This window comes from Bacterioplanoides pacificum (assembly GCF_042648445.1).
GTDB lineage: Bacteria > Pseudomonadota > Gammaproteobacteria > Pseudomonadales > Oceanobacteraceae > Bacterioplanoides > Bacterioplanoides pacificum.
The window spans coordinates 20,643-47,048 of record NZ_JBHRYB010000024.1 but is presented as its reverse complement, the minus strand read 5'-3'; the positions used below and the strand labels follow the sequence as shown (position 1 = coordinate 47,048).

The window sequence follows — 26,406 nt, the reverse complement described above, 5'->3', positions numbered from 1 at the left end:
TTGGGGCGCTGTACAACCGAGGTATATTAAATGAGTATGCAAGATACGTTGGCGGATATGTTCACCCGCATTCGTAATGCCCAGCAAGCTGGTCATACGAATGTGAGCATGCCGTCTTCAAAGATCAAAAAATCCGTAGCCCAGGTTCTCGAAGCCGAAGGTTACATCAGTGGTTTTTCTGTCGATGACGCTGTTAAAGCAACAATGACCATCGACCTGAAATACTACGAAGGTAAGCCAGTTATTGAACGCATCGAACGCGTAAGCCGTCCTGGCCTGCGTCAGTACAAAGGCGTTGCTGAGCTGCCAAAAGTAGAGGCAGGCTTAGGCGTTGCTATCGTTTCCACTTCTAAAGGCGTAATGACCGACCGTGCTGCTCGCGCTGCGGGTATCGGCGGTGAAGTTATTGCGACCGTATTCTAAGGAGTATTAACGATGTCTCGCGTAGCAAAAGCTCCTGTCGCTATTCCAGCCGGTGTTGAAGTTAAACTGGCTGGCGACAAAATTTCTATCAAAGGTAAGCAAGGTCAGCTGGACCTGGACGTACATACTTCTGTGGCGATCAGCCAGGAAGAAAACGTTCTGACGTTCGCGCCTAAAACCTCCGACAAAGCTGCCAATGCAATGGCAGGCACCTTCCGTGCTCTGGTTAACAACATGGTTAAGGGTGTTACCGAAGGTTTTGAGAAAAAGCTGATCCTGCAAGGTGTTGGTTACCGTGCGAAAGCATCCGGCAACACTCTGAATCTGTCATTAGGCTTCTCTCATCCTGTTGATTATGAGCTGCCAGAAGGCGTTAAAGCCGAAACTCCAAGCCAGACTGAAGTCGTTATCAAAGGTATCGACAAGCAGCAGGTTGGTCAGGTTGCAGCTGAAATCCGTGCCTACCGTCCACCAGAGCCTTATAAAGGTAAAGGTGTTCGTTATGCTGACGAAAATGTGCGTCGTAAAGAAGCCAAGAAAAAGTAAGGTCTAGGCCATGAATGAGAAGAAAAAAGCTCGTTTGCGCCGTGCTCAGAAAACTCGCTCACATATCCGTGAGAAGAGTGCGGTTCGTCTGTGCGTTCACCGTACGCCCAGACATATTTACGCTCAGATCATCTCTGCCAATGGCGCTAACGTCTTGGCGACTGCTTCTACCGTAGAAGCTGATCTGCGTAACGAAATTACTGGTAACGTTAACGCGGCTTCCAAAGTCGGTCAGCTGATCGCAGAACGTGCGAAAGCGGCTGGCGTAACGAAAGTTGCTTTCGATCGTTCCGGTTTCAAATACCATGGTCGTGTTAAAGCTCTGGCTGATGCGGCTCGTGAAAACGGCCTGGAATTCTAAAGGGTAAAGATCATGGCAAATAATGAACGTGTAGAACGTAACGAAAGCGAACTGCAAGAGAAGCTGGTTCAGGTTAACCGTGTAGCCAAAGTGGTAAAAGGTGGTCGTATCTTCGCCTTCACCGCTCTGACTGTGGTTGGCGATGGCGCTGGTCGTGTAGGTTTTGGTCGTGGTAAGTCGCGTGAAGTGCCTCTGGCAATTCAAAAGGCGATGGAACAAGCCAAACGTAACATGGTTAGCGTTCAACTGGATGGCAGCACTCTGCAATACCCGGTTAAAGCCCGTCACTCCGGTGCACAGGTTTATATGCAACCAGCTTCTGAAGGTACCGGTATTATCGCCGGTGGTGCAATGCGTGCCGTACTGGAAATGGTTGGTGTTAAAAACGTACTGGCTAAGTGCTATGGCTCAACCAACCCGGTGAACGTTGTTCGTGCAACTTTCAACGGTCTGGCTCAGATGAAATCTCCAGAGCAGGTTGCAGCGAAGCGTGGTAAGTCCGTCGAAGAGATTCTGGGGTAATTCGTTATGGCTAAGAAAACCGTAAAAGTCACCCAAACTCGTAGCACGATTGGCAAACTGCCGAAGCACCGTGAAACCATGAAAGGTTTGGGTCTGCGTCGTATTGGTCACACTGTTGAACTGGAAGATACACCTTCTGTTCGCGGCATGATCAACCAAGTTCAATACATGGTTAAGGTCGAGGGGGAGTAATATGCGTCTCAACGAATTGAGCCCGGCTCCTGGTTCCAAGCCTGCAGCTAAACGTGTTGGCCGTGGTATTGGCTCTGGTCTGGGTAAGACCGGTGGCCGTGGTCACAAAGGTCAGAAGTCCCGTTCCGGCGGCAAGGTAGCACCAGGTTTTGAAGGCGGTCAGATGCCTATTCACCGTCGTCTGCCTAAGTTCGGCTTCACTTCCCGTAAAGCACAGTACGTTGCAGAGATTCGTCTCAACGAACTGGCGCTGGTAGAAGGCGATGTAGTTGACCTGGCGGCACTGAAGGCGGCTGACGTCATCGGTGAGAAGATCCAGGAAGCTCGCGTGATTCTGTCCGGTGAAGTTAACAAAGCTGTAACCGTTAAAGGTTTAAAAGTCACTAAAGGCGCTAAAGCTGCTATTGAAGCAGCGGGTGGAAAGGTCGAAGACTAATGGCTAGGCAAGGCTCATTACCGCAGGGTATGCAGTCCGGATTAGGCGAGCTTTGGGCTCGCATCCGCTTCGTACTCTTGGCGATTGTTGTATATCGAATCGGTACCCATATTCCGGTACCGGGAATTAACCCGGACGCACTGGCGCGCCTGTTTGAGCAGAACCAGGGCACCATCCTGGAAATGTTCAACATGTTCTCTGGTGGTGCACTGGAGCGCATGAGCATTCTGGCGCTGGGTATCATGCCGTACATTTCAGCATCGATTATCATGCAATTGCTAACGGCAGTGAGCCCCCAGCTGGAACAACTGAAAAAAGAAGGTGAGGCTGGTCGTCGTAAAATCACGCAATACACCCGTTACGGGACCGTATTGCTGGCGACAATTCAGGCCTTTGGCGTCTCGGCCGGCTTAGCCGGTCAGGGCGTTACCTTCTCCGGCGGACTGGATTTCTACATCGCTGCTGTACCATCCTTCGTGGCGGGTGCGGTATTTATGATGTGGCTGGGAGAGCAGGTGACCGAGCGTGGTATCGGTAACGGCATCTCGATCCTGATTTTCGCTGGCATTGTGGCTGGTTTGCCAAGTGCAATTGGTCAGGCTTTTGAATCTGCGCGTCAGGGTGACCTGAATATTCTGGTACTGCTGGTTATTGCGGCACTGGCTGTGGTTGTGATTGGTTTTGTTGTGTTCGTAGAACGCGGTCAACGCCGTATTACCATCAACTACGCTAAGCGTCAGCAGGGTCGTCAGATGATGGCGGCACAATCCAGTCATTTACCGTTAAAACTGAATATGGCCGGTGTGATTCCTGCTATTTTCGCCTCTTCATTACTGTTGTTCCCGGCATCGCTGGGGCAGTGGTTCGGTAAGGGTGAAGGTATGGAATGGCTGCAGGACGTTAGCCTTGCGTTAGCGCCTAGCCAGCCGCTGTACATCGTACTGTTTGCTGCCGGCATCATATTCTTCTGCTACTTCTACACAGCGTTGATGTTCAACCCGAAAGATGTGGCTGAGAACCTGAAGAAGTCGGGTGCATTTATTCCGGGTATTCGCCCGGGCATTCAGACAGCAAAATATATTGATGCCGTACTGGGTCGTCTGACTCTGTTTGGTTCGCTGTATATCGCTGCTGTGTGTCTGATGCCGCAGTTCCTGGTAGTTGCTGCGGATGTGCCTTTCTACTTCGGTGGAACCTCGCTGCTGATTGTTGTGGTGGTTGTGATGGACTTTATGGCCCAGGTGCAATCTCACCTGATGTCACACCAGTACGAATCGCTGATGAAGAAAGCAAACCTGAAGAATTTTGGCTCAGCTCGTTGAGCCGGATTTAGGAGACTGTCATGAAAGTACGTGCGTCTGTTAAAAAAATCTGTCGTGAATGCAAAGTCATTCGTCGTAACGGCAGTGTGCGAGTGATCTGTTCAGATCCTAAGCACAAGCAACGTCAGGGTTAATCTCCTGACAAGTCAGGATTTCCTGACAAGGCGGGTGCCTTAATCTCCAGGTGGCTTGATTTTTGATCAGGCCACCTGTAGTATTTTGCGCCCTTTCATTAAGTAAGTGTAACGGAGTTAGACATGGCCCGTATTGCCGGTGTCAACATTCCTGACAACAAGCATGCAGTAATTTCTCTGACCTATGTTTTTGGCGTTGGTCAGACAACTGCCCAGAAAATCTGCGCCGCTTCAGGCATCGCTGAAGACACCAAAATTGGTGATTTAAGCGAAGATCAGCTGGATGTTGTTCGTAACGAAGTCGCTAAGTTCACGGTAGAAGGCGATCTGCGTCGTGAAGTACAAATGAACATCAAACGTTTGATGGACATGGGTTGCTTCCGCGGTATCCGCCACCGTCGTAGCCTGCCACTTCGCGGTCAGCGTACTAAAACAAATGCACGTACCCGTAAGGGTCCGCGTAAACCGATCCGCAAGTAATTAACGTTTCGTTAATTCATTTGCGAGTCGGGTTTTTAGTGTAGCTGCATTCGACTTGTTGCAGTGTTGATATTAAAAGCAGGATTTAAAAATGGCTAAGCCAAATAGATCAACTAAGAAAAAAGTTAAAAAGACGGTAGTGGATGGCATTGCCCATATCCACGCCTCTTTTAACAATACCATCGTGACCATTACCGATCGCCAAGGTAATGCCCTGTCATGGGCTACCGCGGGTGGTTCTGGTTTCCGTGGTTCTCGTAAGAGCACTCCTTTCGCAGCTCAGGTAGCTGCAGAGCGCGCTGGCGAGGCAGCCAAAGAGTATGGTCTGAAGAATCTGGACGTTGAGGTTAAAGGCCCAGGTCCAGGTCGTGAATCAGCAGTCCGCGCTCTGAATGCATGTGGTTATAAGATCAGCAACATCACTGACGTGACGCCGATCCCACACAACGGCTGTCGTCCACCTAAGAAGCGTCGCGTATAAGGAGGCAGAATTATGGCACGTTATATTGGTCCTAAGTGTAAGCTGTCTCGTCGTGAAGGAACTGACCTGTTCCTGAAGAGCGGTGTTCGTCCACTGGACTCCAAATGTAAAGCAGAAACCAAACCAGGTGTACACGGCGCTGGCCGCGGTCGTCTGTCAGACTACGGTCTGCAGCTGCGCGAAAAGCAAAAAGTACGTCGTCTGTATGGTGTTCTGGAAAAACAATTCCGTGGCTACTACAAAGAAGCAGCTCGTCGTAAAGGCGCAACCGGTGAAAACCTGCTGCAACTGCTTGAGTCACGTCTGGACAACGTTGTTTACCGCATGGGCTTCGGCTCTACTCGCGCGGAAGCACGTCAATTAGTTTCTCACAAAGCGATCGTGGTAAACGGTCAGTCTGTGAACGTAGCGTCTTACCAGGTTAAAGGTGGTGACGTGGTTGCAGTACGTGAGAAGTCTAAGTCACAGGATCGTATTAAAACTGCGCTTGAGTTAGCAGGCAACCGAGCTGATTGTGGCTGGATTGATGTTAACGCTGGCAAGATGGAAGGGACGTTCAAAGCAGTTCCTGAGCGCGCTGATCTCCCAGCTGAGATCAACGAAAACCTGATCGTGGAACTTTACTCTAAGTAATAGAGGAAATTAAGGGGCAGCTATGCAGCGTGCAGTTAATGAGTTTTTAACTCCTCGTCACATCCAAGTTGACGAAGTAAACACTACCCATGCCAAAGTTACTCTGGAGCCGCTGGAACGTGGTTTCGGTCATACTTTGGGCAGCGCATTACGTCGTATCCTGCTGTCGTCCATGCCGGGCGCAGCGATCGTTGAATGCGAAATCGATGGCGTACTGCATGAGTACAGCGCAATTGAAGGTGTGCAGGAGGACGTTATCGAAGTCCTGTTAAACCTGAAAGGCGTTGCAGTCAAATTGCACGAACGCGATGAAGCAACTCTGAGCCTGAGCAAAATGGGCCCAGGTGCAGTAACTGCTGCCGATATTCAACTGGATCATGGTGTTGAAATTGCAAACCCGGATCATGTCATCGCTCACCTGGGTGAAGGCACTGAACTGAAAATGACCCTGAAGGTCGCTTCTGGTCGTGGTTACGAAACTGTTGAGGCTCGTAACCAGAACGATGAAGAAACCAAGGCGATTGGTAAACTGCAATTAGACGCTACTTACAGCCCGGTTAAGCGTGTTTCTTACAGCGTAGATTCTGCGCGTGTTGAGCAACGCACTGACCTGGATAAGCTGGTTATCGATTTAGAGACCAACGGTACTATCGATCCGGAAGAAGCGATCCGTCGTTCTGCGACCATCTTGCAACAGCAATTAGCTATTTTCGTGAATCTGGAAAACGAAGAAGTTGTTGAACAGCAACGCGAAGAAGAAGAGATTGACCCGATCCTGCTGCGTCCAGTAGATGATCTGGAGTTAACTGTTCGTTCGGCTAACTGTCTGAAAGCAGAAAATATTTACTACATCGGTGATCTGATCCAGCGTACTGAAGTAGAGCTGTTGAAGACTCCAAACTTAGGTAAGAAGTCTCTGACTGAAATCAAAGACGTTCTGGCTTCCCGTGGCTTGTCGTTAGGTATGCATTTAGAGAACTGGCCACCAGCTTCTCTGCGTAACGACGATAAGGTTTTAGCGTAAGCTTTAACGTTCAGTTAGTAAGGAATTAAACCATGCGTCATCGTAAAAGTGGTCGTCACTTCAATCGTACAAGCGCACACCGTCAGGCTATGTTCAAAAACATGGCGGTGAGCTTGTTCGAGCATGAAATCATTAAGACTACTCTGCCAAAAGCGAAAGAGCTGCGTCGCGTAGCTGAGCCACTGATCACTCTGGCTAAAGAAGATTCAGTTGCTAATCGCCGTCTGGCCTTTGCTCGTACTCGTAGCAAAGAAGCAGTAGGTAAACTGTTCACTGATCTGGGTCCGCGTTACCAGGATCGCCCGGGTGGCTACATTCGCATTATGAAATGTGGCTTCCGTGCGGGTGACAACGCACCTATGGCTTATGTTGAGCTTGTTGATCGTCCGGTTGTTGAAGCCGACGTTGAAGAAGTTCAGGAAGAAGCCGCAGAATAACTTCCGGGTTATTCTGGCGTCAGCCGAACATAAAAAAAACCGCGTTCCTTCGGGTTCGCGGTTTTTTTATGTCTGCGGTTTACAGGTACAGTGTTATTGCTGATTGTGGACAAACGCAGCCAGCTCTTTTACAGCTTGTTTTGCCTCCGGCATATAACCGGCGTGCAGCTGAAAGACGTGCCACATCTCAGGATATTCGCTCAGGACGACCCGTACACCAGCCTGTTGCATACGCTGATGTAAACGCACGCTGTCGCTGTACAGTATCTCTTCACTGCCAACCTGTATCAGAGTGGCGGGAAAACCGTTGAAATCCGCATTCAGAGGCGAAACAAGCGGGTTATCGACGCTTTCATCCCGGCAATAAGCCGGCACGGCCTCACGTATCCAGCCCGGTGTTAATAATTTATCGCGGCCGGCACGTTGTTCGAAGCTGTCACCACTGCAGCTCAGATCGGTCAGCGGAGATAACAGCAGCAGTGCTACGGGAGGAGGTAATTCCGCTTGTTGTATGCGCTGCACCAAAGCCAGGGTTAAACCGCCGCCGGCGGAATCGCCGGCAATGTACACAGGTCCGTGATTAGCAAGCTCCTGATAGGCGCAGACAGCGTCATCCAAGCCTGCCGGAAACGGATGTTCCGGTGCCAGTCGATAATCGATCAGAGTGGTAATCAGGCCGGTTTGTTTGGCAATGCGGGCGGCCATATCGCCATGGCTCTGTGGTGAACCACAGACATAACCTCCACCGTGCAAATACAGTAGCTGGCCACGACGTGCGGCTAACGGCGTCAGCCGCCAGGCCGGTATGCCAGCCAGTGTGATTTCAATCTTTTCCACTCCCCATGGCAGAGGCGCAAATTTTTGCAACAGATTGAGGCGTTTGCGTTGTTTATGCAGCGGGTAGCCGGGGGTAAAGGTAGGCTGTACCAGCCGCTTAACGGCCGCAGCAGTCATTTTTGCCATTAGGCTGGCCATAGTCTCTCCCTGTATTCTTGTTATAAAAAAACGGCCAACAGATTACTCTGTTGGCCGTCGGAGAGAAAGTCTACTCATCCCTGAGAAGAGGATCATGAACATGGTTGCTGCCCCGCCTAAAAGGCTGCGACCACAAGAAATAATGTAACTGATATCTATGTAAGTTTGGGCAAAGCAGCGGTAAAGAAATGTCGTTGATCAGCAGCCTGGCCGCAACAGCCTGTTTCCCCGACCGGCAGGCCGGGGAACATTGGCGCAGTCAGAGCAGCATCAGGCTGAGCTCAGGGACATAGGTAATAATCAGTACCGTTGCCAGCAGAATGAAGAAAAACGGCAGCGTAGCCCGATACAGGGTCATTACCGGCTGATTAAAACGGAAGCTGGCAATAAACAGGTTCATACCCACGGGCGGGGTGAAATAACCGAGCTGCATATTGGCCAGGAACAGAATCCCCAGGTGCACCGGATGAATGCCGTATTGCACGGCTATCGGCAGAATAATGGGAATCATAATGACAATCGCCGAGAAGATATCCAGCATCATGCCCAGTACCAGCAGGAACAGGGTCAACAGCAGCAGGAAGGTAAAACCATCGCTGACGTGTTGCTGAATAAAGGCAAAAATCTGTTCCGGAATACCGGCGTCGATCATGTAGTTGGTGGACGCCAGTGAAACCGCCAGAATCAGCAGGATGGCGCCGACCAGTTTCATTGAGTCGCGCATAACGCCGGGCAATTTGGTGAAGCTGATTTCACCACGGATCAGAACGGTAACGATCAGGACATACAAGGCAGTGATGGCTGCGGCTTCTGACACTGCAAAGAAGCCGGAGTAAATACCGCCTAATACCACTACCGGTAATGGAATCTCCCAGGCGCTGTCTTTGATCGCAGCCCAGGCTTCGGCTTTATCAAACTTATGTTCCGTTTTATGGCTGTCGCGTGGCTGCAGTGCGGCGTATACCGACAGCGCCAGCAACATCAGGCCGCCGGGAATCAGGCCGGCCAGGAACAAGTCGTCAATGCTGACCGGTGTATCGAGCGCCATTTGTTGAGCCACTACGCCATACAGAATCAACGGTAATGACGGTGCAAACAATAACCCCAGGCTGCCAGAAGTGGTGACCAGGCCGAGGTTAAACTGCTGGCGATAACCGGCTTTCTGCAGGGCCGGAACCAACAGCGCACCAAGTGCCACAATGGTGACTCCGGAGGCGCCGGTAAAGGCGGTGAATAACGCACAGGCCGCCAGCGCAACAATGGCCAGGCCACCGGGCATCCAGCCGAGAAAGGCGTCGGTGATTCGTACCAGACGTTGTGGCGCTTTGCTTTCTCCCAGCAGGTAACCGGCAAAGGTAAACAGCGGAATCGCGATCAGCACCGGCATTTCGGCAACGCGGTAGATTTCCACCGCCATCACCTGCAGATCGACCTCGGTCTGATAAAAGCCCCACAATGCTGAGGCGCCAATCACGGCAAACAGCGGTGCCCCGGCCAGTGCCAGTAATAACAGGATCAGTGGTACCAGAATGCTCATGCGCTGGCCTCCGGATCTGTGCTTCCGTGCAGCGCAATCCCCAGACTCTGAATGGCAAAGCGCAGCGCCATCAGGCCAAATGCCAGCGGAATCACCAACTGCAGCGGCCAGGCGGGTACCTGCGAAAAGGCAATATCGCCGTACTCAAACGAACCTTTCACAAACTCCTGGGCGTGCCAGGCAATCAGGCCGCAGACGATGGCGGCAAACACTGACGTAACGACTCCTGAAAGGCGTTTCAGGGTATCGCCGCCGAGGCGGTTGATCAGATCGATGGCGATATGTTCGCGCGTACGGGTGGCCATCAGAGCACCCAATAAACCCAGCCACAGCACCATGACGCGTAACAGCGGCGAGATCCAGACGATACCGCCCCCGAATACCGTGCGTGCGATAATGTCGACTCCGGCGAGTACAATCATCGCCAGCAGCAGCAGAATCAGCAGTACATCTTCTGCCCGGTGCAGCCAGTCAATCAGTCGCTTCATTCCGCGGTAGCCGTTTGCTGGTTGCGGAACGCTTCGATGCGTTGTTGCAGACGCTGATAGATATCAGCCGGGTATACATTTTGTGCTTTCAGTTCGGTCAGCGCTTTATCGGCCAGCTGTTGCCACAACGCCTTATCTTCTGCTGACAGCTCGACAAACTGCATGCCGTTTTGTTGCAGTGCAGCGCGGGCGCCACGCTCATCTTTCTGGTTCTGGCTGTCCATGGCTTTAAACGCACTGGCCATGGTCTGGCGAACAACCTGCTGGTCAGCGTCACTCAGTTTGTCAAAGGCGCGCTGATCAACCACCATCATGCCGAACAGGAATACCAGTGGGAAATCGGTGGCGTATTGCAGTTTGGTGTGCCATTGCAAAGCAATCGCTGCGGATGGGGTGGCGGCAATGGTGTTGATCAGGCCGGTTTGCAGGCTGGTGTAAACATCGGACACCGGCAGCGAAATCGGTTCGACGTTACCGGCTTCAAAGATCGACAGGCTGACCTGGTCACCTTCCGGCACCCAGACTTTGCGGCTTCGCACATCATCTGAGGTTTTCAGCGCCTGGTCTGACATCAGGTAAGCAAAGCCACCTTCCGACAGGCCCAGGACTTCAAAGCCTTTATCGGCTAGTGCCTGCTTGATGATGGGATCGAATTCCGCGCGGATGGCCCGTACTTCGTCCAGATTGCGGAAGGTAAACGGCAGGTTGTAAATCAGTGAGGCATTGGCGATCTGCGCCATAGCACCGGTTGAAATGGCGCCGCCCTGTAACTGACGGATGCGCATTTTGCGCAGCACACTTTTATCGCTGCCCTGAACGCCACCGGGGAAATATTTAATTTTTACCCGGCCGTCGGTGTCTTTTTTGATATCCCGTGCGGCCTGGCGCATCAGCTTCATCCAGTTGGTGCCGTCCGGCGCCAGGGTGGCGATCTTTAACGTGGCGGCGCTGGCCAGCGGGCTGATCAGTACCAGTGCCAGTAACAGGCTGGTCAGTTGTTTCATGGTGAACTCACTCAATATTTATGGTTATTCAAAGAATTCCGCCGATTCCGCCAGCAGGGTTTCAGCCTGGCGCTGCGCCAGACGGTTAATCAGGGTTAACCCTTCTGCTTTCGGGTCTGCTGCCAGGGTTTCCTGCAACAGGCGGTCATGTAATGGCTGGTCAAACAACATACGGGCATATTGTTTCGCGTATAAGACTTTTGCCATCAGGTGACGGTCGTTGGTGAACTCCAGCGCCCGTTCAAAGTAACGGCGGCCCAGTTCCGGCTTGCCACCTAATGACGGTGGCAGCTGGGTTTCCAGCACACCGAGATAGACCTGTACGGTGGCGTTATCGTAGTCCGGCTGGAGAGCGGCCACCCACTGCATCATGCCTTTGACCTTGCCGACCTGAGCGATGGCATTCCAGTCGTCAGTGTTGGCCTGTACCCAGCCTGCCCAGGCGGCAGCGAAGGCATACACCACGGGGACATCGTCTTCGTCGTAATCTTCCTGCAGGGCCTGAATCAGCTGGTCCTGCGGGCCATCCACGCGCTGGCATAAGTCATCGTCGTATTCACATAACGCCCGGCGGGCATAGCCCATGGCTTTGTCGGCCATCAGTTTGGCCTGCTCTTTGTCCTGTGCAAATACCCCGGCGTAGGCACCATACAATTTAGCGCCGGCCAGCAGGAAATCTTCGTCATCGGGATAGGTCAGCACCAGGGCGTCAAGTAACAGCAGATAAGCCGGAGCGCCGGCGGCAACAACAGCCGGGTCTTCCTGATTCATCATTGAACGGGACAGGTTGCCGGGCAGGTTTCCGACCGAGCAGGCGTTAAGTAAAAGCAGCAGGCTTACACTGAAAATGAGTTTCATAACATCAGGCGGCAATAGTTTCGGAGCGCGGATTGTACACTGCCGGGTAATAAATGTTCATTACCCCTGGCGCCAAACTCAGGGGTTCGTTGTCACATTGACTGCAACACTGCGTTTAGCGTCACTGTCGGGGCTGATCTAACTGCTCTGCCAGATCGTGCAGGGCAATGTGTTCTTCGGCGCTGCCGGCACAATAATCAATGCCAATGCTTTTCAGGATTTCCCACACGCTGCCATTGGTGGAATATTCGGCGATGGTTTTTTTCGCCATAAAGTGGGTAATCTCCTGAATTGACTTCACCAGCGCGTAGTCAGCGGAGCTGGAGTGCAGGTTGTCGATAAAGCTATGATCGATTTTGACGTAGTCCACCGGCAGGCTTTTCAGGTACTCAAACGAAGACTGACCGGTACCAAAATCCGACAATACAAAATGACAGCCAAGCTCGCGCATCTCATGCATAAAATCGGCGGCATCATCGAGGTTTTTTATGGCGGATGTTTCGTTTAATTCAAAACAGAGTTTATCAACCGGAATGTCTTTTTCCCGTGCCTGCTCAAAGATATAGCTGAGTAACGCCTCATCGTTAATCGCATGGCCGGATAAACGTAATATAAAGCGATCAATATCAATGGCCTGGCGGGTATGATCGGATAACCAGCGGACAACCTGTTCCAGAATCCAGCGATCCAGCATGTACATACGATTGTAGTTTTCGGCCGCCTGTAAATATTCCAGCGGTGGGATGTGAGCTCCGTTTTCATCTTCAATGCTGATCAGAATCTCGTATTGTTTTTCCGTCAGGTAGCGATCCTGAATGCCTTTTACCGGGACACACAATACTTTCAGCTGTTCGTTGGCCAGTGCCTGATTCAGTTTATTTCCCCAGGACATAAACTCATCCTGACGCTGATGGGAGATATCGTCGAACTGATAACGGATTAACCGGCTGCCGCCTTTTTCTTTGGCCACCAGGCAAGCGGATTCGGCCTGTTCAATCAGCTCTGAGGCGTCCTGCAGATCGCTGTTCATTTCTGCTATGCCGATGCTGACGTGAATACGGAATTTCTGCTCCCCGGTATCGATGTCAAAGTCTTCGATGCGCTGCTTCAGGGTACGCATGATGGCTTCCGCCTGCTCGATATCCGCGCGCCGCAACAACAGCGCAAATTCATTGCTGCCGATGCGGGCACACAGGCTGTCAGACTCCTGATCTTCCAGCAGGGTGGCGACACTCTGCAGACAGGCATCACCGCCATCAACGCCGTAGCTCTTATTAATCAGCTTAAACTGATCAATGTCGATCATGCACAATGTCAGATCGCTGGGCAGGCGCGCCTGCTGATCGAACATTTCATGCAGCTGGCGGACAAAATACTGACGGTTGAACAGGCCGGTGAGGGAGTCGATATTGGCCTGTTCCGATAAGTCGTGATAAATCTGCTGTACCAGTTTGTCGACGCTCTGGTCGACGGCAGATTCATCCTGTTCGTACAGGCGTTTCACCTGATTGTTATCAAATGCGATGGCCAGTTCAGCCAGGGTAAAGTCGATTACTTTCATACCGCTGTGATTGACACAGGCGAACTTGGAATAATCCGGTGCAATCCAGACGATCGATACCGCCTGGTCCTGACGTACCAGCAACAGCCAGTCGCCGACCTGCAGGTTCTGCGCCTTGCGGGTACCACGGCCTTCCGGCACCGTTTCTTCCTGTTCGGCAACGTAGGTTGGCAGATCGACGGTTTCGTGGACTTCGCCCTGGGCCAGATGCTGCTCGGCGGCAGCCAGAATGTCGTTATACCATTGCTGGTGTTGCGGCAGGGTGCCGTTCAGCTGATCCAGTTCCTTGCGGGCCAGTTCCATCATTGGCCGGAAACGCTGTAACAGCTCCTGGCGACCGGCATTTTTCGGATTAAACAGCGCCAGTACCTGGCGATACAGTTTGACCGCACCGGTAAAGCGTTTGCTGTCGACGCCCTCGCGTAACAGCAGCAGGCTGAGTAACTGTTGCCAGCCATCGTTGAGCCACTCCACCACACAGTTGGGCAAGGTGCGGCCGGAGCTGTCTTTGCCGATCAGGTATTCAATTTTGCGCCGTGCTTTCTGTAATTTGTGTTCGCCTTCGGCAGCCTGGGCGACGCGCTCAGCATTTTTACGGGCTTTCCGTTCGGCATTAGCCACCAGCCCCTGCAGGTTTTCCATCAACTCATCGAGGGATGACTCGTTGTTTTCCAGTTTTTCGAGCAGCGGTTCGATCATTCCGCTCAGGCGTTTACTGAGCTGGGCTTCGCCGCTGGTGGTCAGTTTGCCCAGCTTTGCCAGCTGGTTCAGTACCAGCCGGCCCGGATGTTCCGGGTTAAACAGTAAACTGGCGTCTTTCAGCATCAGGCGCAGCAGTGGCCAGCCAAGACGTTCAATATGGGGCTTAACAAAGTCGGCCACCTGGTCGCTGGATAACAGATTCTGGGTGACCTGTTCGATGGTTTCGATGGCATCACGCGACTCCTGAGGCAGGCTGTTTTCCTGCTCTGCCAGAGCGTCTTCGACCTGCTCGCGGATATTGGCGGGCAGGCTCTGCTGTTCTTTGGCCAGCTCACTGACCACACTTTCCACCGCCTGGGGTTCTGCCAGTGGCAGGCTAACCAGTTCGCCCTGTTGTAACTGCTCAAAGCGCTGATAGCGTAATTTCAGCAGTGACTGAATATTGGAATACGCCTGCCGTGCTTCCTGCTGGTGGCGCTGAAAGTTCTGCAGACTGTTCGCCGCGACTGCCGGACTGCCGGGAGAAACCGCAGCGGGAGCTATCGCTGGGTGTTCGTTGGCAGCCTGTGCAAGGGTGCTGGCCGCTGAGTTGTCGTCAGCGTGGTCGGTCGCTGGAGTGATATGCACCACCGGTTCGTTGCTTCCTGCGCGACGGCGGCGATAACGCATCGACATCGGAATATCGATTTGTTTACAGATGTCCTGATAGCCATTCTGCAGTACCAGGAACGCCGTTTGTTCAAAGGTATCAAATGCCAGTGAACGGGCTTTCTGCGGCAAGCTGAGTTTATCCAGTGCATCGCGAAAGGCATCGGTGACAGTATTCGGGCCAATCGGGTTAAAACAGTCTTCGGTACTGGCGTCCGATAAGGTGTCGAGCAGCTGTCGCACTTCAAAGCTGATGTGACTGAGGCGTGACTGCAAGTGCGATGCCGTTACTTTCGCCAGTAACCAGTCTTCAAACTCGGCCTGCTGTACCAGAGACAAAGTATCGGTGCTCTGGCCACGCAGATTGTCGCGGCTGGCACGTGGCTTGCCGTCCAGCCACAGCATCATCTGTTGTTCCAGCGCCTGGTGGAAGGCCCGATAAAATGACGCAGCGTTGTCTTTGGATTGTTTTTCCAGTTTCAGCCACAGCTGTTGTTCGGTGGTGTTGCGGGCGAAGTTGGCCTGTTCAAAGGTGGCTTCGATAAAGCCGGGTAACCACAGCTTGGGCAGTTTATCGACCATGCCGGCGGCGGCTTGCTGAAACAGCTGGCGAAACTGCTGGCGTTTTTCGGCGCTCAGTCCGCCCTGTGGTTTGTGATTCTGGTTAAATTCCTGCAGCCGCAAAAACACTTTATCGTCGGGCTTGTGAAAACGGACACCGGCTTCTTTATCGCGCTGATAAACCCATTCAACTTCGATCTCCAGCAGTTCGCCATCCAGCTGCAGGCGCAGCAGCAGCGGCTGATCGCCGGCTTCGGTGGTTCCGTGAGGCCACGCCAGCTTCATACCGCTGTGGGAGTAATCGGTTACCGTGCAGTCGTGCCAGCCGTCATCGGCCAGGCGTAGCTGGGCAATAAACTCGCTGTTGAAACGCGGATGTTCTCGAAGTTCTGCAGCCATAATTATTCCATTAGTGATAAAGAGCCTGGCTCTTTGATCTGGGCACTCAGTATAGAAAGCTGCTCACGAAGCTTTCGCCGATTGGTCGTAAATGCCCTGATTGTCCTGTTATTTTATGCCTCCCGGAGCGGGCGGCAGAGTAGCCCCGGTGACGGAAACTGGCGAGTAAAACAAGGTAAAATCCGCAGTTTCCGGGCGGAACAGAATCAGTGTATATCGCTTTGCGTTTATATACTAATCGTGTTTCAGCGCCTTCAGTTTGCGGTACAGAGTCCGTTCGCTGATCTGTAGTTTGCGCGCAAGAGAGGCGTTGTCGCCCTGATGGCCGGCGGCCACCTGTTGCAGGTAGCGGGCTTCCACTTGTTCAAGGGGCATTATGTCAGTGCTGTCACTGGCTTCTGCTGGAGCTGCTGTGTCGCCCGGGGGCTGGCGGCGGAGGGCAAAACCGCCGAGTTCCAGCTGTAACTGCTGGCGACTGATTTCGCCGTTGTCACACAACAGGGTGGCGCGTTCCAGCAGGTTGCGCAATTCGCGGATATTGCCCGGGAAGGGTTGTTGCTGCAGCCACTGACAGGCATCGGGGGACAGGCTCAGCGACTGGCCCCGGCTGAGCTGCTGCAGCAGATGACGGGCCAGTGGAATGATGTCCTGTGGCCGCTCCCGCAGGGCTGGCAGTACCACCGGAAACGGGCTGATGCGGTAATACAGATCCTGACGGAAACGCCCGTCTGCCACTAATTGCCCGAGCTGGCGGTGAGTGGCGCAGATCAGGCGGAAGTTGGCCTGTTTCTGATTCACGCTGCCCACCGGCCGATAACTGCCGGATTCAATCAGACGTAACAGTTTGACCTGCATCGACAGCGGAATATCGCCGACTTCATCAAGGAACAGGGTGCCACCGCGGGCCGCTTCCACCAGTCCGGTTTTACGGTGTGTGGCGCCGGTAAACGCGCCTTTTTCGTGGCCGAATAATTCACTTTCAAACAAGGATTCGGTCAGGCCGGAACACTCAACGGTAACAAACGGGTTATTGGCCCGGGGGCTGTGCTGGTGCAGGTATTGGGCAGCCAGCTCTTTGCCGCTGCCGGACTCGCCCAGCAATAACACACTGATATCGGCCGGAGCGGCACGACTGAGCAGCTCCAGCATACGGTTATAGGCCGGGCTGAAACCAATCATGCGGGTGGCCTGGTCGTGATGCCGGTGGGTGGGTTGCATCACTTCCACGAAATAGCGGATTTCTCCTTCTTCATCGCGGATCGGGGATAACTCGACATCAACGTGTTCACGTCCTTTGGCGGTGTTATGGATATGCAGCAGCCGCTGGCGCTGGCCGCTGTCCAGACACTGGCGCAGCGGGCAGGTTTCCCCGGCCTGGTCACACGGGACGCGATAGCCGTGGGATACCTCATAACATTTGCGCTGCAGCAGGGTGCCTGCCGGAGCAAAGGTCTGATGGTAGGCCTGGTTGGCGGCACAGATGCGATAATCGCGGTCGATCAGCACCGCCGGTGCCGGGATGGCATCGAGCAGGGTTGAAATCGCTGGCAGAGAATGTTCGTGCGTTGCTGGCATGACTGTCATTTTTGTCTGCTTTGATGGTGACAAAACTGGCATAGGGTGGTGCTGAGGTAAAGGGATTTGTGGCATCAACGACCATACTGGCGCTGTTTGTTGCTCTGGCCCGCTCCTTGCTCTGGTTGGTTAACGGGCGGTATTCATTGCCTCAGACGGCTAACGGCGGGAGCGACAGGCACAGTGCAAGCAACGAACAACACAGGGGTAAGCGGGCTGCGACATAGTGTCGCAGTACTGGTGTCTCAATTGTCATTAGAGTTCTGCTATGCTGCCAGGCAACTTTCTTGTGCCTCAGAAGAAGGAATACGTATGCGCTGTCCCGCGTTGCTGTATTCATATCTGTCCTTCCGTTACGGCGATGTTAACGATTCTCCGGCAGGCATGCTGATGCCTGCTATTTCCGCTTTTCTTAACTCTGAGATGGAGCCAACACCATGATCAGCGAAAGCCTGGTGGAATTATCACGGTTGCAGTTTGCTGTCACCGCGATGTACCACTTTCTGTTTGTACCTCTGACCCTAGGTTTGTCTTTTATTCTTGCCATTATGGAATCCGCTTATGTCATGACGAATAAGCAGGTCTATAAAGATATGGTGAAATTCTGGGGCAAATTATTCGGTATTAACTTTGCCCTGGGGGTAACCACCGGGCTGACGATGGAGTTTCAGTTTGGCACCAACTGGGCCTATTACTCCCACTATGTCGGCGACATCTTTGGCGCACCGCTGGCGATTGAAGGCCTGATGGCGTTTTTCCTGGAGTCCACATTTATTGGACTGTTTTTCTTCGGCTGGGATCGCATGACCAAGGTGCAACACCTGATGGTCACCTGGCTGGTGGCGATTGGTTCGAACTTTTCAGCGTTGTGGATTCTGATCGCCAATGGCTGGATGCAGAACCCGGTCGGGGCGGAGTTCAATTACGAAACCATGCGCATGGAGATGACCAGTTTTGCCGAGGTGTTACTGAACCCGGTTGCGCAGGTGAAGTTTGTGCATACGGTATCGGCCGGTTATGTCACCGGTGCGATGTTTGTGTTGGGAATTTCAGCGTATTACATGCTGAAAAAACGCGACCTGCCATTTGCCCGGCGCTCGTTTGCCATCGCTGCCAGTTTCGGTTTCGCCTCGATTGTGTCCGTGATTATTCTTGGTGATGAATCGGGTTACGAAGTGGGTGATGTGCAGAAAACCAAACTGGCAGCCATTGAGGCAGAGTGGGATACCCATGAGCCACCGGCGGCCTTTACGCTGGTTGGCTGGCCGAACGAAGACACCATGGAAACCGATTACGCCATCAAAATTCCTTATGCTCTGGGGCTGATTGCGACCCGTTCCACGACGGAAGAAGTCATCGGCATCAAAGATCTGATCGCACAGCACGAATTACGCATTCATCGTGGCATGGAGGCGTATCGTCTGCTGCAGCTGATGAAGGCGGGGGATAGTTCAGAGCAGACCCGGGCCGGGTTTGATGCGTTAAAAGATGACCTTGGTTATGGCCTGCTGCTGAAGCGTTACACCGATAACGTGGTTGATGCCAGCGACGAACAGATCAAAGCCGCCGCTCGCGATACCATCCCGAAAGTGGCGCCCATGTTCTGGACCTTCCGCATTATGGTGGGGCTGGGCTTCCTGATGTTATTGCTGATCAGCCTGGCGTTTTACTACAGCGTACGCCAGACCGCGGAGCAGAAAACCTGGTTGTTAAAAGCGCTGCTGATCAGTATCCCGGCGCCCTGGATCGCCTGTGAAATGGGCTGGTTTGTGGCGGAGTTTGGCCGTCAGCCGTGGTCGATTGGTGAAGTGTTACCCACCTATCTGTCGGTTTCCACCCGTTCGGTGGAAGATCTGATGCTCAGCCTGGCAGGCTTTATTGGGTTCTATACCCTGTTGCTGGTGGTGGAAATGTACCTGATGTTCCGCTTTGCCCGGCTGGGACCATCCAGTCTGCACACAGGCCGTTATCATTTTGAGCAACACAGTAGTGCTGGTGACAGCCAGACGGTGGTTGCTGCTCCCCGTAATGATCAGGTGTAAGGAGAACCGCTATGTTTGATTATGAAACGTTAAAACTGATCTGGTGGGTATTGATTGGTGTTTTATTGATTGGTTTTGCCGTCACCGATGGCTTTGATATGGGTGTTGGAGCATTGCTGCAGATTATCGGTAAAACCGATACGGAACGCCGGGTGATGCTGAATACCGTCGGGCCACACTGGGATGGTAATCAGGTGTGGTTTATCACCGCCGGTGGCGCCATTTTTGCGGCCTGGCCGGTGGTGTATGCCGTGGCATTCTCCGGCTTTTACTGGGCGATGCTGCTGGTGTTGTTTGCCATGTTTTTCCGTCCGGTGGGGTTTGAATACCGCTCAAAAATGGAAAACGAACGCTGGCGCAATCTGTGGGACTGGGGCCTGACGATCGGCGGTGCGGTGCCGGCACTGGTATTTGGGGTGGCGTTTGGCAACCTGTTGCTGGGTGTGCCGTTTACCCTGGATGAAATGATGCGCTCGTATTACAGCGGTTCGTTCTGGGCGTTGCTGAATCCATTTGGCCTGTTGGCCGGGGTGATCAGTCTGGGCATGCTGATGATGCACGGGGCGACGTATCTGCAGATGCGCACCGCCGGGGAGCTGCAGCAGCGGGCGCGCAAAGCCGGACTGCTGCTGGCTGTTGTGGTGGCGCTGTGTTTTGCCCTGGCCGGTATCTGGATTGCCTTTATGCCGGGTTATGTGTTGCTCGACGGAGCCAATACTGCCGGTGTCATGACACCGTTACAGAAGCAGGTGGAATTGCAGGACGGTGGCTGGCTGAGTAATTACGACCGTTATCCGATCATGCTGATTGCCCCGTTGCTGGCATTTGCCGGGCTGGCCGGTACTGCGTTGATGTCGTGGGTGAATCGTTCCGCACTGGCGTTTGTATCCAGCTCGCTGGCACTGGTCGGTATTATCTGCACCGCGGGTTTCAGTCTGTTCCCGTTCCTGATGCCATCCAGTGAAAATCTGGTCTCCAGCCTGACGGTCTGGGATGTGGTATCGAGTGAGTTAACGCTGAATATTATGTTCTGGGTGGCGATGTTTTTTGTACCTATCATTCTGGCGTACACCAGCTGGGGTTATTACAAAATGTGGGGTCGGTTAACCACCGACTTTATCGAAAACAACAAATATTCAACTTATTAACCAACGCGGAGAATTGTTATGTGGTATTTCGCCTGGATTCTGGGGGTATTGCTGGCCTGTTCTTTCGGCCTGATCAACGCCATGTGGCTGGAAATGAGTGAAAACCTGGACCGCGAGCCGGATCAGGAATCCTGAGTCCGCCGCAAACAAAACCGGAAAAGCAGAAAAGGCTTTTCCGGTTTTTATAACTTGCTAATATACCTGTGTGTTTATGTAAGAAAGTTTGAGGTGTGATATGGCGTTAAGTAAAGACGATTTGTTAGCCCGGGCGCGTGAATCGGTTAACCCGGTCGCGGCTGAGCAGGCCGAAGCGTTATTACAGCAGCCCGGTGTGGTGGTGCTGGACGTGCGTGAGCCGGCGGAGTTCGATATGGGTCATTTGCCCGGCAGTGTTAACGTGCCACGTGGTCTGCTGGAGTTTATGGTGGGTAACCATCCGGCGTTATCAGACCCACAGGCAACCGTGCTGCTGTATTGTAAAAATGGCGGTCGTTCGACGCTGGCGGCACACACTCTGAAACAGATGGGGTTTGACCATGTACAGATGCTGGTCGGTGGTTTTGATGGCTGGAGTGGCAGTGTGCATAAAGTGGAAGTGGATCCGAATATTTATCAATAACGGCTGAGGTGGGGTGAGGATGAAATCTGTATTGAGAGGGACGGTGGCTGCAGCTGTGTTGTTGCTTGGCATCAGTACGGTTCAGGCCGATGACGATCTGCTTCAGCAGGCCCGTCAGCACAGCAAGCAGCTGGCCATGCAATTACAGGCAACGCTGAAAAAAAGCATCAAAAGTGATGGCCCTCAGGCTGCGATTCAGGTGTGTAACACTGAGGCGCCGCTGATCGCCGCGCAACTGAGCCAGGGTGACTGGCAGGTTGGCCGCACCTCACTGAAATGGCGTAACCCGGATAATCAGCCGGACGCCTGGGAAACGCAGGTGATGCAACAATTTGCTGAGCGACTGGCTGCGGGTGAAGCGCCACAAACATTGGAAGCCAGTAAAACGGATAACGGCGAATTCCGCTATATGAAAGCGATTCCTACCGCCGGGGTATGTCTGGCCTGTCATGGTGAAAAGCTGGCGCCGGCGATCGGCACAACGCTGGATAAACTGTATCCGCAGGATCGCGCCCGTGGCTTTAAACAGGGTGAATTACGTGGTGCTTTTACATTACGCAAAATGCTGAAATAAGGAGCGGAAAATGGCGACTCATATTGCAAAAATACGCTGGCTTAAAACCTCTGACTTCAGTCACGAAGGATTCGACCGCCGTCATGATATCGCTTTTCAGGATGCTGTCAGCCTGCCGGCCGGTGGTGCCGGGAATGACTTTGGTGCCGACCCGGAGCAGTTGCTGGCCGCTGCTATGGCCAGCTGTCATATGCAGACCTTTCTGGTATTAGCGTCGAAAAAACGCCTGCAGGTGGCCAGTTACAGCGATGACGCTGAAGCGATTCTGGCGCAGCGTGAAGACGGTAAATATTGGGTGGAAAAAATCATTCTTAAACCCAGGGTAGAATTTTGTGGCGACAAAATTCCGGATGCCGATACGGTTCAGGCGATGCACGAAAAATCCCATGCTCATTGTTTTATTGCCAATTCGGTGGCAGCGGCAATGACCGTGGAGGTGCAGTACCAGAGCTGACTGGTAAAAAAGTACCATAATCAAATAACCCGGCTACGTTCGCCGGGTTATTTTTTTTACAGTGACTGGCCATCAAAGACAACATCAATAACACCATCACTATATTAATAAAACCAATAACAACAATTCCGGCCACGCTGACAGGCTGAGCCAGAAAAAATACCCGGAGGCGGTTATGGTCACGCGTTTTCAGTTTATCCTCATGTCGTTATTCAGTCTGGCGGCCGCACTGCCTGCCAGCGCCGATGGTGATGGTGATGGCATTCACCGTTTCTGGATCGAAAAAACGTTTCAGAACCAGAGCAAAATCAAACATTATCAGGCGGCTGTTGAGCAGCGTTTTAACCAGCAGGTTGAGCAGCTGGAGGTGTATTTCCGGCCACCGGCGGAGGTGGCTGTGCTGAACCGGGCGGCTGACGGTGCAACTCAGCCGTTATTGATGTTGCAGCAGCAGACACTGCGGCTGGCGACCGACGCGAACTACCGACTGGCCATTGCTGGCCTGGACGGTTTAACACAACGCGATCATTTGCAGGCGGTTGAAGATCAATACTGGTTTAATCAGCAGCATTTTGAACGCACTTTTACACCCTCGGAAAAAGTGGCCGGGCGCATCGCTGTGGGAGTTGAACTGCAGGCCCAGGACAGCGACCTGGCCTTACAACACGCGGCATTATTCGTCGATTACCATTACTCTTTGCCGGTGAAAGGGCAGTTTCGCTATCGCGATGGCAGCGAGCTGGCGCTGGCTAACCGGTACACCCGGGTAAATCAGCCGGAGTTTGAATTTCCCGTCTGGCCGGAAGCTTTATCAGCTAGCCGCCAGTGGGACTTTCGTTTGCCCGGCGTAACGCAGTCTCAGGCCGAAAGTCGCCTGGGCAGTCCTTTGCGTCAGCCGGCGTTAACCGATGGCCCGTGGCAGATGCCGGCCGGCCGTTATTTTGCCGGACCCGCAGGGCAGGCAGCGGCATACTTTTACAATGATCAATATTCCTTGGCACTGATTGCCGAGCGTGCGTTGCCGTTATCGTCCGTCGGACGGCCACTGACGTTGTCTTCCGGAGTTAAAGCTCAGTTGTTACAGGCGCCGTTACTGACGCTGGTTGAGTTTGTACAGGATGGCGTGAATTATCGTTTATTGTCTGATATTCACCCGGAGGTGTTACTGGCTGCGGCCGGAAAAATGACGCAATAACGCGTTTTTTCTGTTTTTTCGGGCGTCATTCTCTATTATTCAGAGAGCTGTACTGTCTGCTGTCTGAGGTTTCATGTCTTCTGCGTTACCCAATATCATTGGTTTGTCCGGTGTCGCGCCGGATGAAAAACCGCGTGCCGTCCGGTTAGGGAAAATGCTCGAATGGCCGATGATTATCATCGCCATGTGGATTGTGCTTGAGTGGTATCTGGAGTCCCAGGCGGAGCAGGCAATCATGGTCTCCACCTTCACCGACTGGCTGATCTGGAGCTTTTTCCTGTGTGAAACCCTACTGCTCACACTGGCGGTACATAATAAAAAACGTTACCTGATGAATAACTGGGCCAATCTGGTGATCGTGGTGGCGGGGATGCCATTATTGTGGGAAACCCTGCCACACGCCGGTGGTCTGCGGACATTACGTTTACTGGCCATTTTTATTGTGCTGGCCAATACCTCCGGCACCTTCCGTAAAATAATGGGGCGACATAATTTAGGCCCTATGCTGGTGGTCAGTTTTATTATTGTGGTGATAGCCGGAACGTTAATGGCAGTGATTGACCCGAATGTCGACACCCCGTTTGACGGTATCTGGTGGGCCTGGGTGACCGTGACGACTGTCGGTTATGGTGACATCGTACCGGCCAGCACCGCCGGGCGGTTATTTGGTTCACTGCTGATCCTGATGGGGATCGCATTATTTGCCATGCTGACGGCCAGCTTTTCATCCTTTTTTATGCAGCAGGATGAAGAAGCGCTGATCCAGGAGGAAAAGTCCAATACCGAACGGTTGAGTGAAATCACACAACGGATGGAAGCACTGGAAGATAAGCTCGACCGGCTGCTGGATATTGCCGCAGCGGTGGAACAACGTCGCCAGGACGAAACGCCACCGCCGGATGAGCGCTGATCAGTTCTGTTCTTCCTGCTGCTCTGCACACAGAATACATAACTCGGCATACGGCACAGCGGCCAGGCGCAGCTCATCAATGTCGCCGCCACACTGCTGGCATTCTCCGTATTCGCCGTCTTCCAGGCGTTGCAGTGCTTTGTTAATCAGATCAATTTCATGGCGAGACTCAGCCCCGATGGCCGTTAAAACATCGTCGTTTTCTCGTTCCACTGCCTGTTCGGCAAAATCGGCAGATAACGGGGCATCACGATGACTGGCGTCGCGCTCTACCTTATCGGCACGTTGCTGCAATAACGCTTTGCGGGCGGCTAACTCGGCTTTGATGGCTTCGGTATTCATCTTCTGCTCCCTGATATTATTTTTACCATCAGCTTAGTTTAGCGCGATTTAAACCCCCTTGACCTGCATCAGTGAGCGGCAAAATAAAAACTTCTAGTCTTTTCAGTCTGTTAGTTGGGCCGAACTGTAAAGCAGCAAAGGAGCGGCGTATGTCTGAAAGTCTGCTGATGACCGACCGATCCGGCAGCGTTATCCCTGACGCCGCCGGTGATCCCGGGTTGCAGATATGCGGGTGTCAGTCGTGTGGCAATAAATCCAGTGCCAGCTTAAGAAAGTCCTGCGAGGTCACAATACCCAGCAGCTGCTGATGTTTATCGGTTACCAGCAGACAGCCTTGTTTCATGCTGTGTAACATCTCTCCGGCTTCACGCAGGCTGGTGTCCTGCCGGACGGTGGTCAGGGTGGTTTTCATACAGTCGGCCAGTTTAGTCTGAGCCAGATAGGTCCCCAGCTGGTGGGCGCCGAATTTATCGGTGATGCGGAACGCTTCACTGAGAAATTCCTTCTGCGTGATCAGGCCCTGCAACACCTGATCGGCATCCACCACCGGAATATGGCGCACCTGACGTTCGGCCATCAGGCCTTCAGCCTGTTTCAGATCCGAATCCGGCGACAAGGTAATGAGGTTACGCACCATAATATCGGCAACCCGTTTCATAACAGCTCCTGGCTCAGTTGATAAACAGCTTCTTTCAGTAAAGCAGGAATTCCCCTGAGTGCTATGCTGAGGAATGATGAAAAACCGGCCGGAAGCCTATTTATGAGCATCAATAACCATATCCGTAATTATTATGAACAACTGGTGGCAGAAGAAATTCTGCGCTGCCTGCCCGGCAATCAGGACAGCGGCTACCTGGCTGATATTGCCTGTGTGGCCCTGAATCATTTACCGCCACGTTATATCCGCTACGAAGTGGACATGGCGTTTTATATGTCGCCGGATGAATTGCATGAAATTAACCGCCGGGTCAAAGCGGCGGTGGAAGAGGCGATTGAATTTATTGCCGCTCACCGCCGGGAAGACAACGAATAACGGCCCAATCTTTACAAAACGTAAAGAAGTCGACAGGGAGCTTGATTGAAACAGAGTGGTTGCAGACACTGTGGCTCTGTTTTTGGGGGACGTATGAATATTCTGCTGGTTGATGATGATCTCGAATTATGTGCGTTGCTGAAACGTTATCTGGAGCGTGAGTTATTCCGGGTGACGCTGGCGCACGACGCAAACGATGGCCTGGAGCAGGCGTTAACCGGTAAATATCAGGCGGTGATTCTGGATGTGATGTTACCCGGAGGGAATGGTGTCGAAATATTGCGTGCCATTCGTCAGCGTTCCGATCTGCCGGTATTAATGTTAACCGCCAAAGGCGATGAGATGGATCGTATCGAAGGGCTGGAAATCGGCGCTGATGATTATATGCCGAAACCTGCCAATCCACGTGAGCTGGCCGCCCGGTTACGCTCAGTGTTACGTCGCAATCGCAGTGCTGAAGTCGCCGATGTCACGATCAGTCTGGATGAATTACACATCGACCTGGATCAGCATCTGGTACGTCGCCACAACGAAACCCTCGACCTGACCGCGACCGAATTTAATATTCTCACTGTACTCGCCCGTGAAGCCGGTAAAGTGGTGGAAAAAAACCGCCTGGCGGAGCAGTCAATGCAGCGTTCGTTAACCCTGTACGATCGCAGCCTGGATATGCACCTGAGTAATCTGCGCAAAAAACTGGGCCCCAATCGCCACGGTGAGCAACGCATAAAAACCGTACGTGGCATCGGTTATATGTATACTCCGGAAGAAACGGAAACGGTTGCCTGAG

General features: G+C 52.8%; 33 protein-coding genes. 24 read left to right on the top strand and 9 right to left on the bottom strand.

Annotated features, from left to right (window positions below; translation table 11 throughout):
• The first annotated feature begins 30 nt into the window (after positions 1-30).
• The 13 genes from rpsH to rplQ all read left to right on the top strand — a co-directional run bounded on the left by rpsH (position 31) and on the right by rplQ (position 6,991).
• Entirely contained in the window at positions 31-423 is a 393-nt protein-coding gene (gene rpsH, locus ACFOMG_RS16890) for a 30S ribosomal protein S8 (RefSeq protein ID WP_376868392.1), read from the top strand.
• A gap of 12 nt (positions 424-435) precedes the next feature.
• Entirely contained in the window at positions 436-969 is a 534-nt protein-coding gene (gene rplF / locus ACFOMG_RS16885) for a 50S ribosomal protein L6 (protein ID WP_376868390.1), read from the top strand.
• A 10-nt stretch (positions 970-979) separates the two neighbouring features.
• Positions 980-1,330: a 50S ribosomal protein L18 gene (rplR, locus tag ACFOMG_RS16880; RefSeq protein ID WP_376868389.1), complete on the top strand. Its 351-nt coding sequence runs from the start codon at positions 980-982 to the stop codon at positions 1,328-1,330.
• A 12-nt stretch (positions 1,331-1,342) separates the two neighbouring features.
• Positions 1,343-1,852 carry a 30S ribosomal protein S5 gene (rpsE, locus tag ACFOMG_RS16875; RefSeq protein WP_376868387.1) on the top strand — a complete coding sequence of 170 codons (510 nt, stop codon included), beginning with the start codon at positions 1,343-1,345 and terminating at the stop codon, positions 1,850-1,852.
• 6 nt (positions 1,853-1,858) lie between these two features.
• Positions 1,859-2,044 (top strand): 50S ribosomal protein L30, encoded by a 186-nt coding sequence (rpmD, locus tag ACFOMG_RS16870; RefSeq protein WP_068443059.1) that lies wholly within the window; start codon positions 1,859-1,861, stop codon positions 2,042-2,044.
• A 1-nt stretch (position 2,045) separates the two neighbouring features.
• Entirely contained in the window at positions 2,046-2,480 is a 435-nt protein-coding gene (gene rplO, locus ACFOMG_RS16865) for a 50S ribosomal protein L15 (RefSeq protein WP_376868385.1), read from the top strand.
• The gene (gene secY / locus ACFOMG_RS16860; RefSeq protein ID WP_376868383.1) at positions 2,480-3,802 is read left to right on the top strand and encodes a preprotein translocase subunit SecY; all 1,323 of its coding nucleotides are present in this window, start codon (positions 2,480-2,482) and stop codon (positions 3,800-3,802) included. The genes rplO and secY overlap by 1 nt, the downstream gene beginning before the upstream one ends.
• Before the next feature lie 20 nt (positions 3,803-3,822).
• On the top strand, positions 3,823-3,936 hold the full coding sequence (gene rpmJ, locus ACFOMG_RS16855; RefSeq protein WP_094059481.1) for a 50S ribosomal protein L36: 114 nt from the start codon (positions 3,823-3,825) through the stop codon (positions 3,934-3,936).
• 123 nt (positions 3,937-4,059) lie between these two features.
• On the top strand, positions 4,060-4,416 hold the full coding sequence (gene rpsM, locus ACFOMG_RS16850; RefSeq protein WP_376868380.1) for a 30S ribosomal protein S13: 357 nt from the start codon (positions 4,060-4,062) through the stop codon (positions 4,414-4,416).
• 91 nt (positions 4,417-4,507) lie between these two features.
• Positions 4,508-4,897: a 30S ribosomal protein S11 gene (gene rpsK / locus ACFOMG_RS16845; protein WP_255858413.1), complete on the top strand. Its 390-nt coding sequence runs from the start codon at positions 4,508-4,510 to the stop codon at positions 4,895-4,897.
• A gap of 12 nt (positions 4,898-4,909) precedes the next feature.
• Complete coding sequence (rpsD, locus tag ACFOMG_RS16840) at positions 4,910-5,530, top strand: 30S ribosomal protein S4 (RefSeq protein WP_376868379.1); 621 nt, start codon at positions 4,910-4,912, stop codon at positions 5,528-5,530.
• Positions 5,531-5,552: 22 nt separating this feature from the next.
• Positions 5,553-6,554 (top strand): DNA-directed RNA polymerase subunit alpha, encoded by a 1,002-nt coding sequence (locus ACFOMG_RS16835; protein WP_376868377.1) that lies wholly within the window; start codon positions 5,553-5,555, stop codon positions 6,552-6,554.
• 32 nt (positions 6,555-6,586) lie between these two features.
• The gene (rplQ, locus tag ACFOMG_RS16830) at positions 6,587-6,991 is read left to right on the top strand and encodes a 50S ribosomal protein L17 (RefSeq protein ID WP_376868376.1); all 405 of its coding nucleotides are present in this window, start codon (positions 6,587-6,589) and stop codon (positions 6,989-6,991) included.
• Between the two features lie 93 nt (positions 6,992-7,084).
• Here the strand turns inward: rplQ and ACFOMG_RS16825 are convergent, their stop codons facing one another.
• The 7 genes from ACFOMG_RS16825 to ACFOMG_RS16795 all read right to left on the bottom strand — a co-directional run bounded on the left by ACFOMG_RS16825 (position 7,085) and on the right by ACFOMG_RS16795 (position 17,308).
• Positions 7,085-7,966 carry an alpha/beta hydrolase gene (locus ACFOMG_RS16825; RefSeq protein WP_376868374.1) on the bottom strand — a complete coding sequence of 294 codons (882 nt, stop codon included), beginning with the start codon at positions 7,964-7,966 and terminating at the stop codon, positions 7,085-7,087.
• A 259-nt stretch (positions 7,967-8,225) separates the two neighbouring features.
• Positions 8,226-9,503, bottom strand: coding sequence for a TRAP transporter large permease (locus tag ACFOMG_RS16820; RefSeq protein ID WP_376868372.1), 1,278 nt, complete (start codon positions 9,501-9,503; stop codon positions 8,226-8,228).
• Positions 9,500-9,991: a TRAP transporter small permease gene (locus tag ACFOMG_RS16815; protein ID WP_376868371.1), complete on the bottom strand. Its 492-nt coding sequence runs from the start codon at positions 9,989-9,991 to the stop codon at positions 9,500-9,502. The genes ACFOMG_RS16820 and ACFOMG_RS16815 overlap by 4 nt, the downstream gene beginning before the upstream one ends.
• Positions 9,988-10,995 (bottom strand): TRAP transporter substrate-binding protein, encoded by a 1,008-nt coding sequence (locus ACFOMG_RS16810; protein WP_376868370.1) that lies wholly within the window; start codon positions 10,993-10,995, stop codon positions 9,988-9,990. Before ACFOMG_RS16810 ends, ACFOMG_RS16815 begins: the two co-directional genes overlap by 4 nt.
• Positions 10,996-11,019: 24 nt before the next feature.
• Complete coding sequence (locus ACFOMG_RS16805; RefSeq protein ID WP_376868369.1) at positions 11,020-11,853, bottom strand: TRAP transporter TatT component family protein; 834 nt, start codon at positions 11,851-11,853, stop codon at positions 11,020-11,022.
• Positions 11,854-11,974: 121 nt separating this feature from the next.
• Positions 11,975-15,724: a DUF1631 family protein gene (locus ACFOMG_RS16800; RefSeq protein ID WP_376868367.1), complete on the bottom strand. Its 3,750-nt coding sequence runs from the start codon at positions 15,722-15,724 to the stop codon at positions 11,975-11,977.
• Positions 15,725-15,958: 234 nt separating this feature from the next.
• Complete coding sequence (locus ACFOMG_RS16795) at positions 15,959-17,308, bottom strand: sigma-54 interaction domain-containing protein (RefSeq protein ID WP_376868365.1); 1,350 nt, start codon at positions 17,306-17,308, stop codon at positions 15,959-15,961.
• Positions 17,309-17,611: 303 nt separating this feature from the next.
• Between ACFOMG_RS16795 and ACFOMG_RS16790 the strand changes: the two genes are divergently transcribed.
• The 9 genes from ACFOMG_RS16790 to ACFOMG_RS16750 all read left to right on the top strand — a co-directional run bounded on the left by ACFOMG_RS16790 (position 17,612) and on the right by ACFOMG_RS16750 (position 24,241).
• Positions 17,612-17,740, top strand: a complete 129-nt coding sequence (locus tag ACFOMG_RS16790; RefSeq protein WP_376868363.1) for a hypothetical protein — start codon at positions 17,612-17,614, stop codon at positions 17,738-17,740.
• Positions 17,737-19,341 (top strand): cytochrome ubiquinol oxidase subunit I, encoded by a 1,605-nt coding sequence (locus ACFOMG_RS16785; protein WP_376868360.1) that lies wholly within the window; start codon positions 17,737-17,739, stop codon positions 19,339-19,341. Before ACFOMG_RS16790 ends, ACFOMG_RS16785 begins: the two co-directional genes overlap by 4 nt.
• Positions 19,342-19,352: 11 nt before the next feature.
• The gene (gene cydB / locus ACFOMG_RS16780) at positions 19,353-20,489 is read left to right on the top strand and encodes a cytochrome d ubiquinol oxidase subunit II (RefSeq protein WP_376868358.1); all 1,137 of its coding nucleotides are present in this window, start codon (positions 19,353-19,355) and stop codon (positions 20,487-20,489) included.
• 18 nt (positions 20,490-20,507) lie between these two features.
• Positions 20,508-20,624 carry a cytochrome bd-I oxidase subunit CydX gene (gene cydX / locus ACFOMG_RS16775; protein WP_376868356.1) on the top strand — a complete coding sequence of 39 codons (117 nt, stop codon included), beginning with the start codon at positions 20,508-20,510 and terminating at the stop codon, positions 20,622-20,624.
• 100 nt (positions 20,625-20,724) lie between these two features.
• A complete protein-coding gene (locus ACFOMG_RS16770; RefSeq protein WP_376868354.1) occupies positions 20,725-21,108 on the top strand; it encodes a rhodanese-like domain-containing protein in 384 nt (127 codons plus the stop codon).
• A 19-nt stretch (positions 21,109-21,127) separates the two neighbouring features.
• Positions 21,128-21,682, top strand: coding sequence for a Tll0287-like domain-containing protein (locus ACFOMG_RS16765; RefSeq protein WP_376868353.1), 555 nt, complete (start codon positions 21,128-21,130; stop codon positions 21,680-21,682).
• A 10-nt stretch (positions 21,683-21,692) separates the two neighbouring features.
• Entirely contained in the window at positions 21,693-22,136 is a 444-nt protein-coding gene (locus ACFOMG_RS16760; RefSeq protein WP_376868352.1) for an OsmC family protein, read from the top strand.
• A gap of 175 nt (positions 22,137-22,311) precedes the next feature.
• Complete coding sequence (locus ACFOMG_RS16755) at positions 22,312-23,331, top strand: hypothetical protein (protein ID WP_376868350.1); 1,020 nt, start codon at positions 22,312-22,314, stop codon at positions 23,329-23,331.
• Positions 23,332-23,404: 73 nt separating this feature from the next.
• Positions 23,405-24,241: a potassium channel family protein gene (locus tag ACFOMG_RS16750; protein WP_376868348.1), complete on the top strand. Its 837-nt coding sequence runs from the start codon at positions 23,405-23,407 to the stop codon at positions 24,239-24,241.
• Here ACFOMG_RS16750 and ACFOMG_RS16745 read toward each other — a convergent pair whose 3' ends face one another.
• Positions 24,242-24,583: a TraR/DksA family transcriptional regulator gene (locus ACFOMG_RS16745; RefSeq protein ID WP_376868346.1), complete on the bottom strand. Its 342-nt coding sequence runs from the start codon at positions 24,581-24,583 to the stop codon at positions 24,242-24,244.
• 235 nt (positions 24,584-24,818) lie between these two features.
• Positions 24,819-25,241 carry a CBS domain-containing protein gene (locus ACFOMG_RS16740; RefSeq protein ID WP_376868344.1) on the bottom strand — a complete coding sequence of 141 codons (423 nt, stop codon included), beginning with the start codon at positions 25,239-25,241 and terminating at the stop codon, positions 24,819-24,821.
• 102 nt (positions 25,242-25,343) lie between these two features.
• Here ACFOMG_RS16740 and ACFOMG_RS16735 point away from each other — a divergent pair, with 102 nt between their 5' ends.
• Positions 25,344-25,616: a late competence development ComFB family protein gene (locus ACFOMG_RS16735; RefSeq protein ID WP_376868342.1), complete on the top strand. Its 273-nt coding sequence runs from the start codon at positions 25,344-25,346 to the stop codon at positions 25,614-25,616.
• A gap of 93 nt (positions 25,617-25,709) precedes the next feature.
• On the top strand, positions 25,710-26,405 hold the full coding sequence (locus ACFOMG_RS16730; protein WP_376868340.1) for a response regulator transcription factor: 696 nt from the start codon (positions 25,710-25,712) through the stop codon (positions 26,403-26,405).
• The last annotated feature ends 1 nt before the right edge of the window (position 26,406 follow it).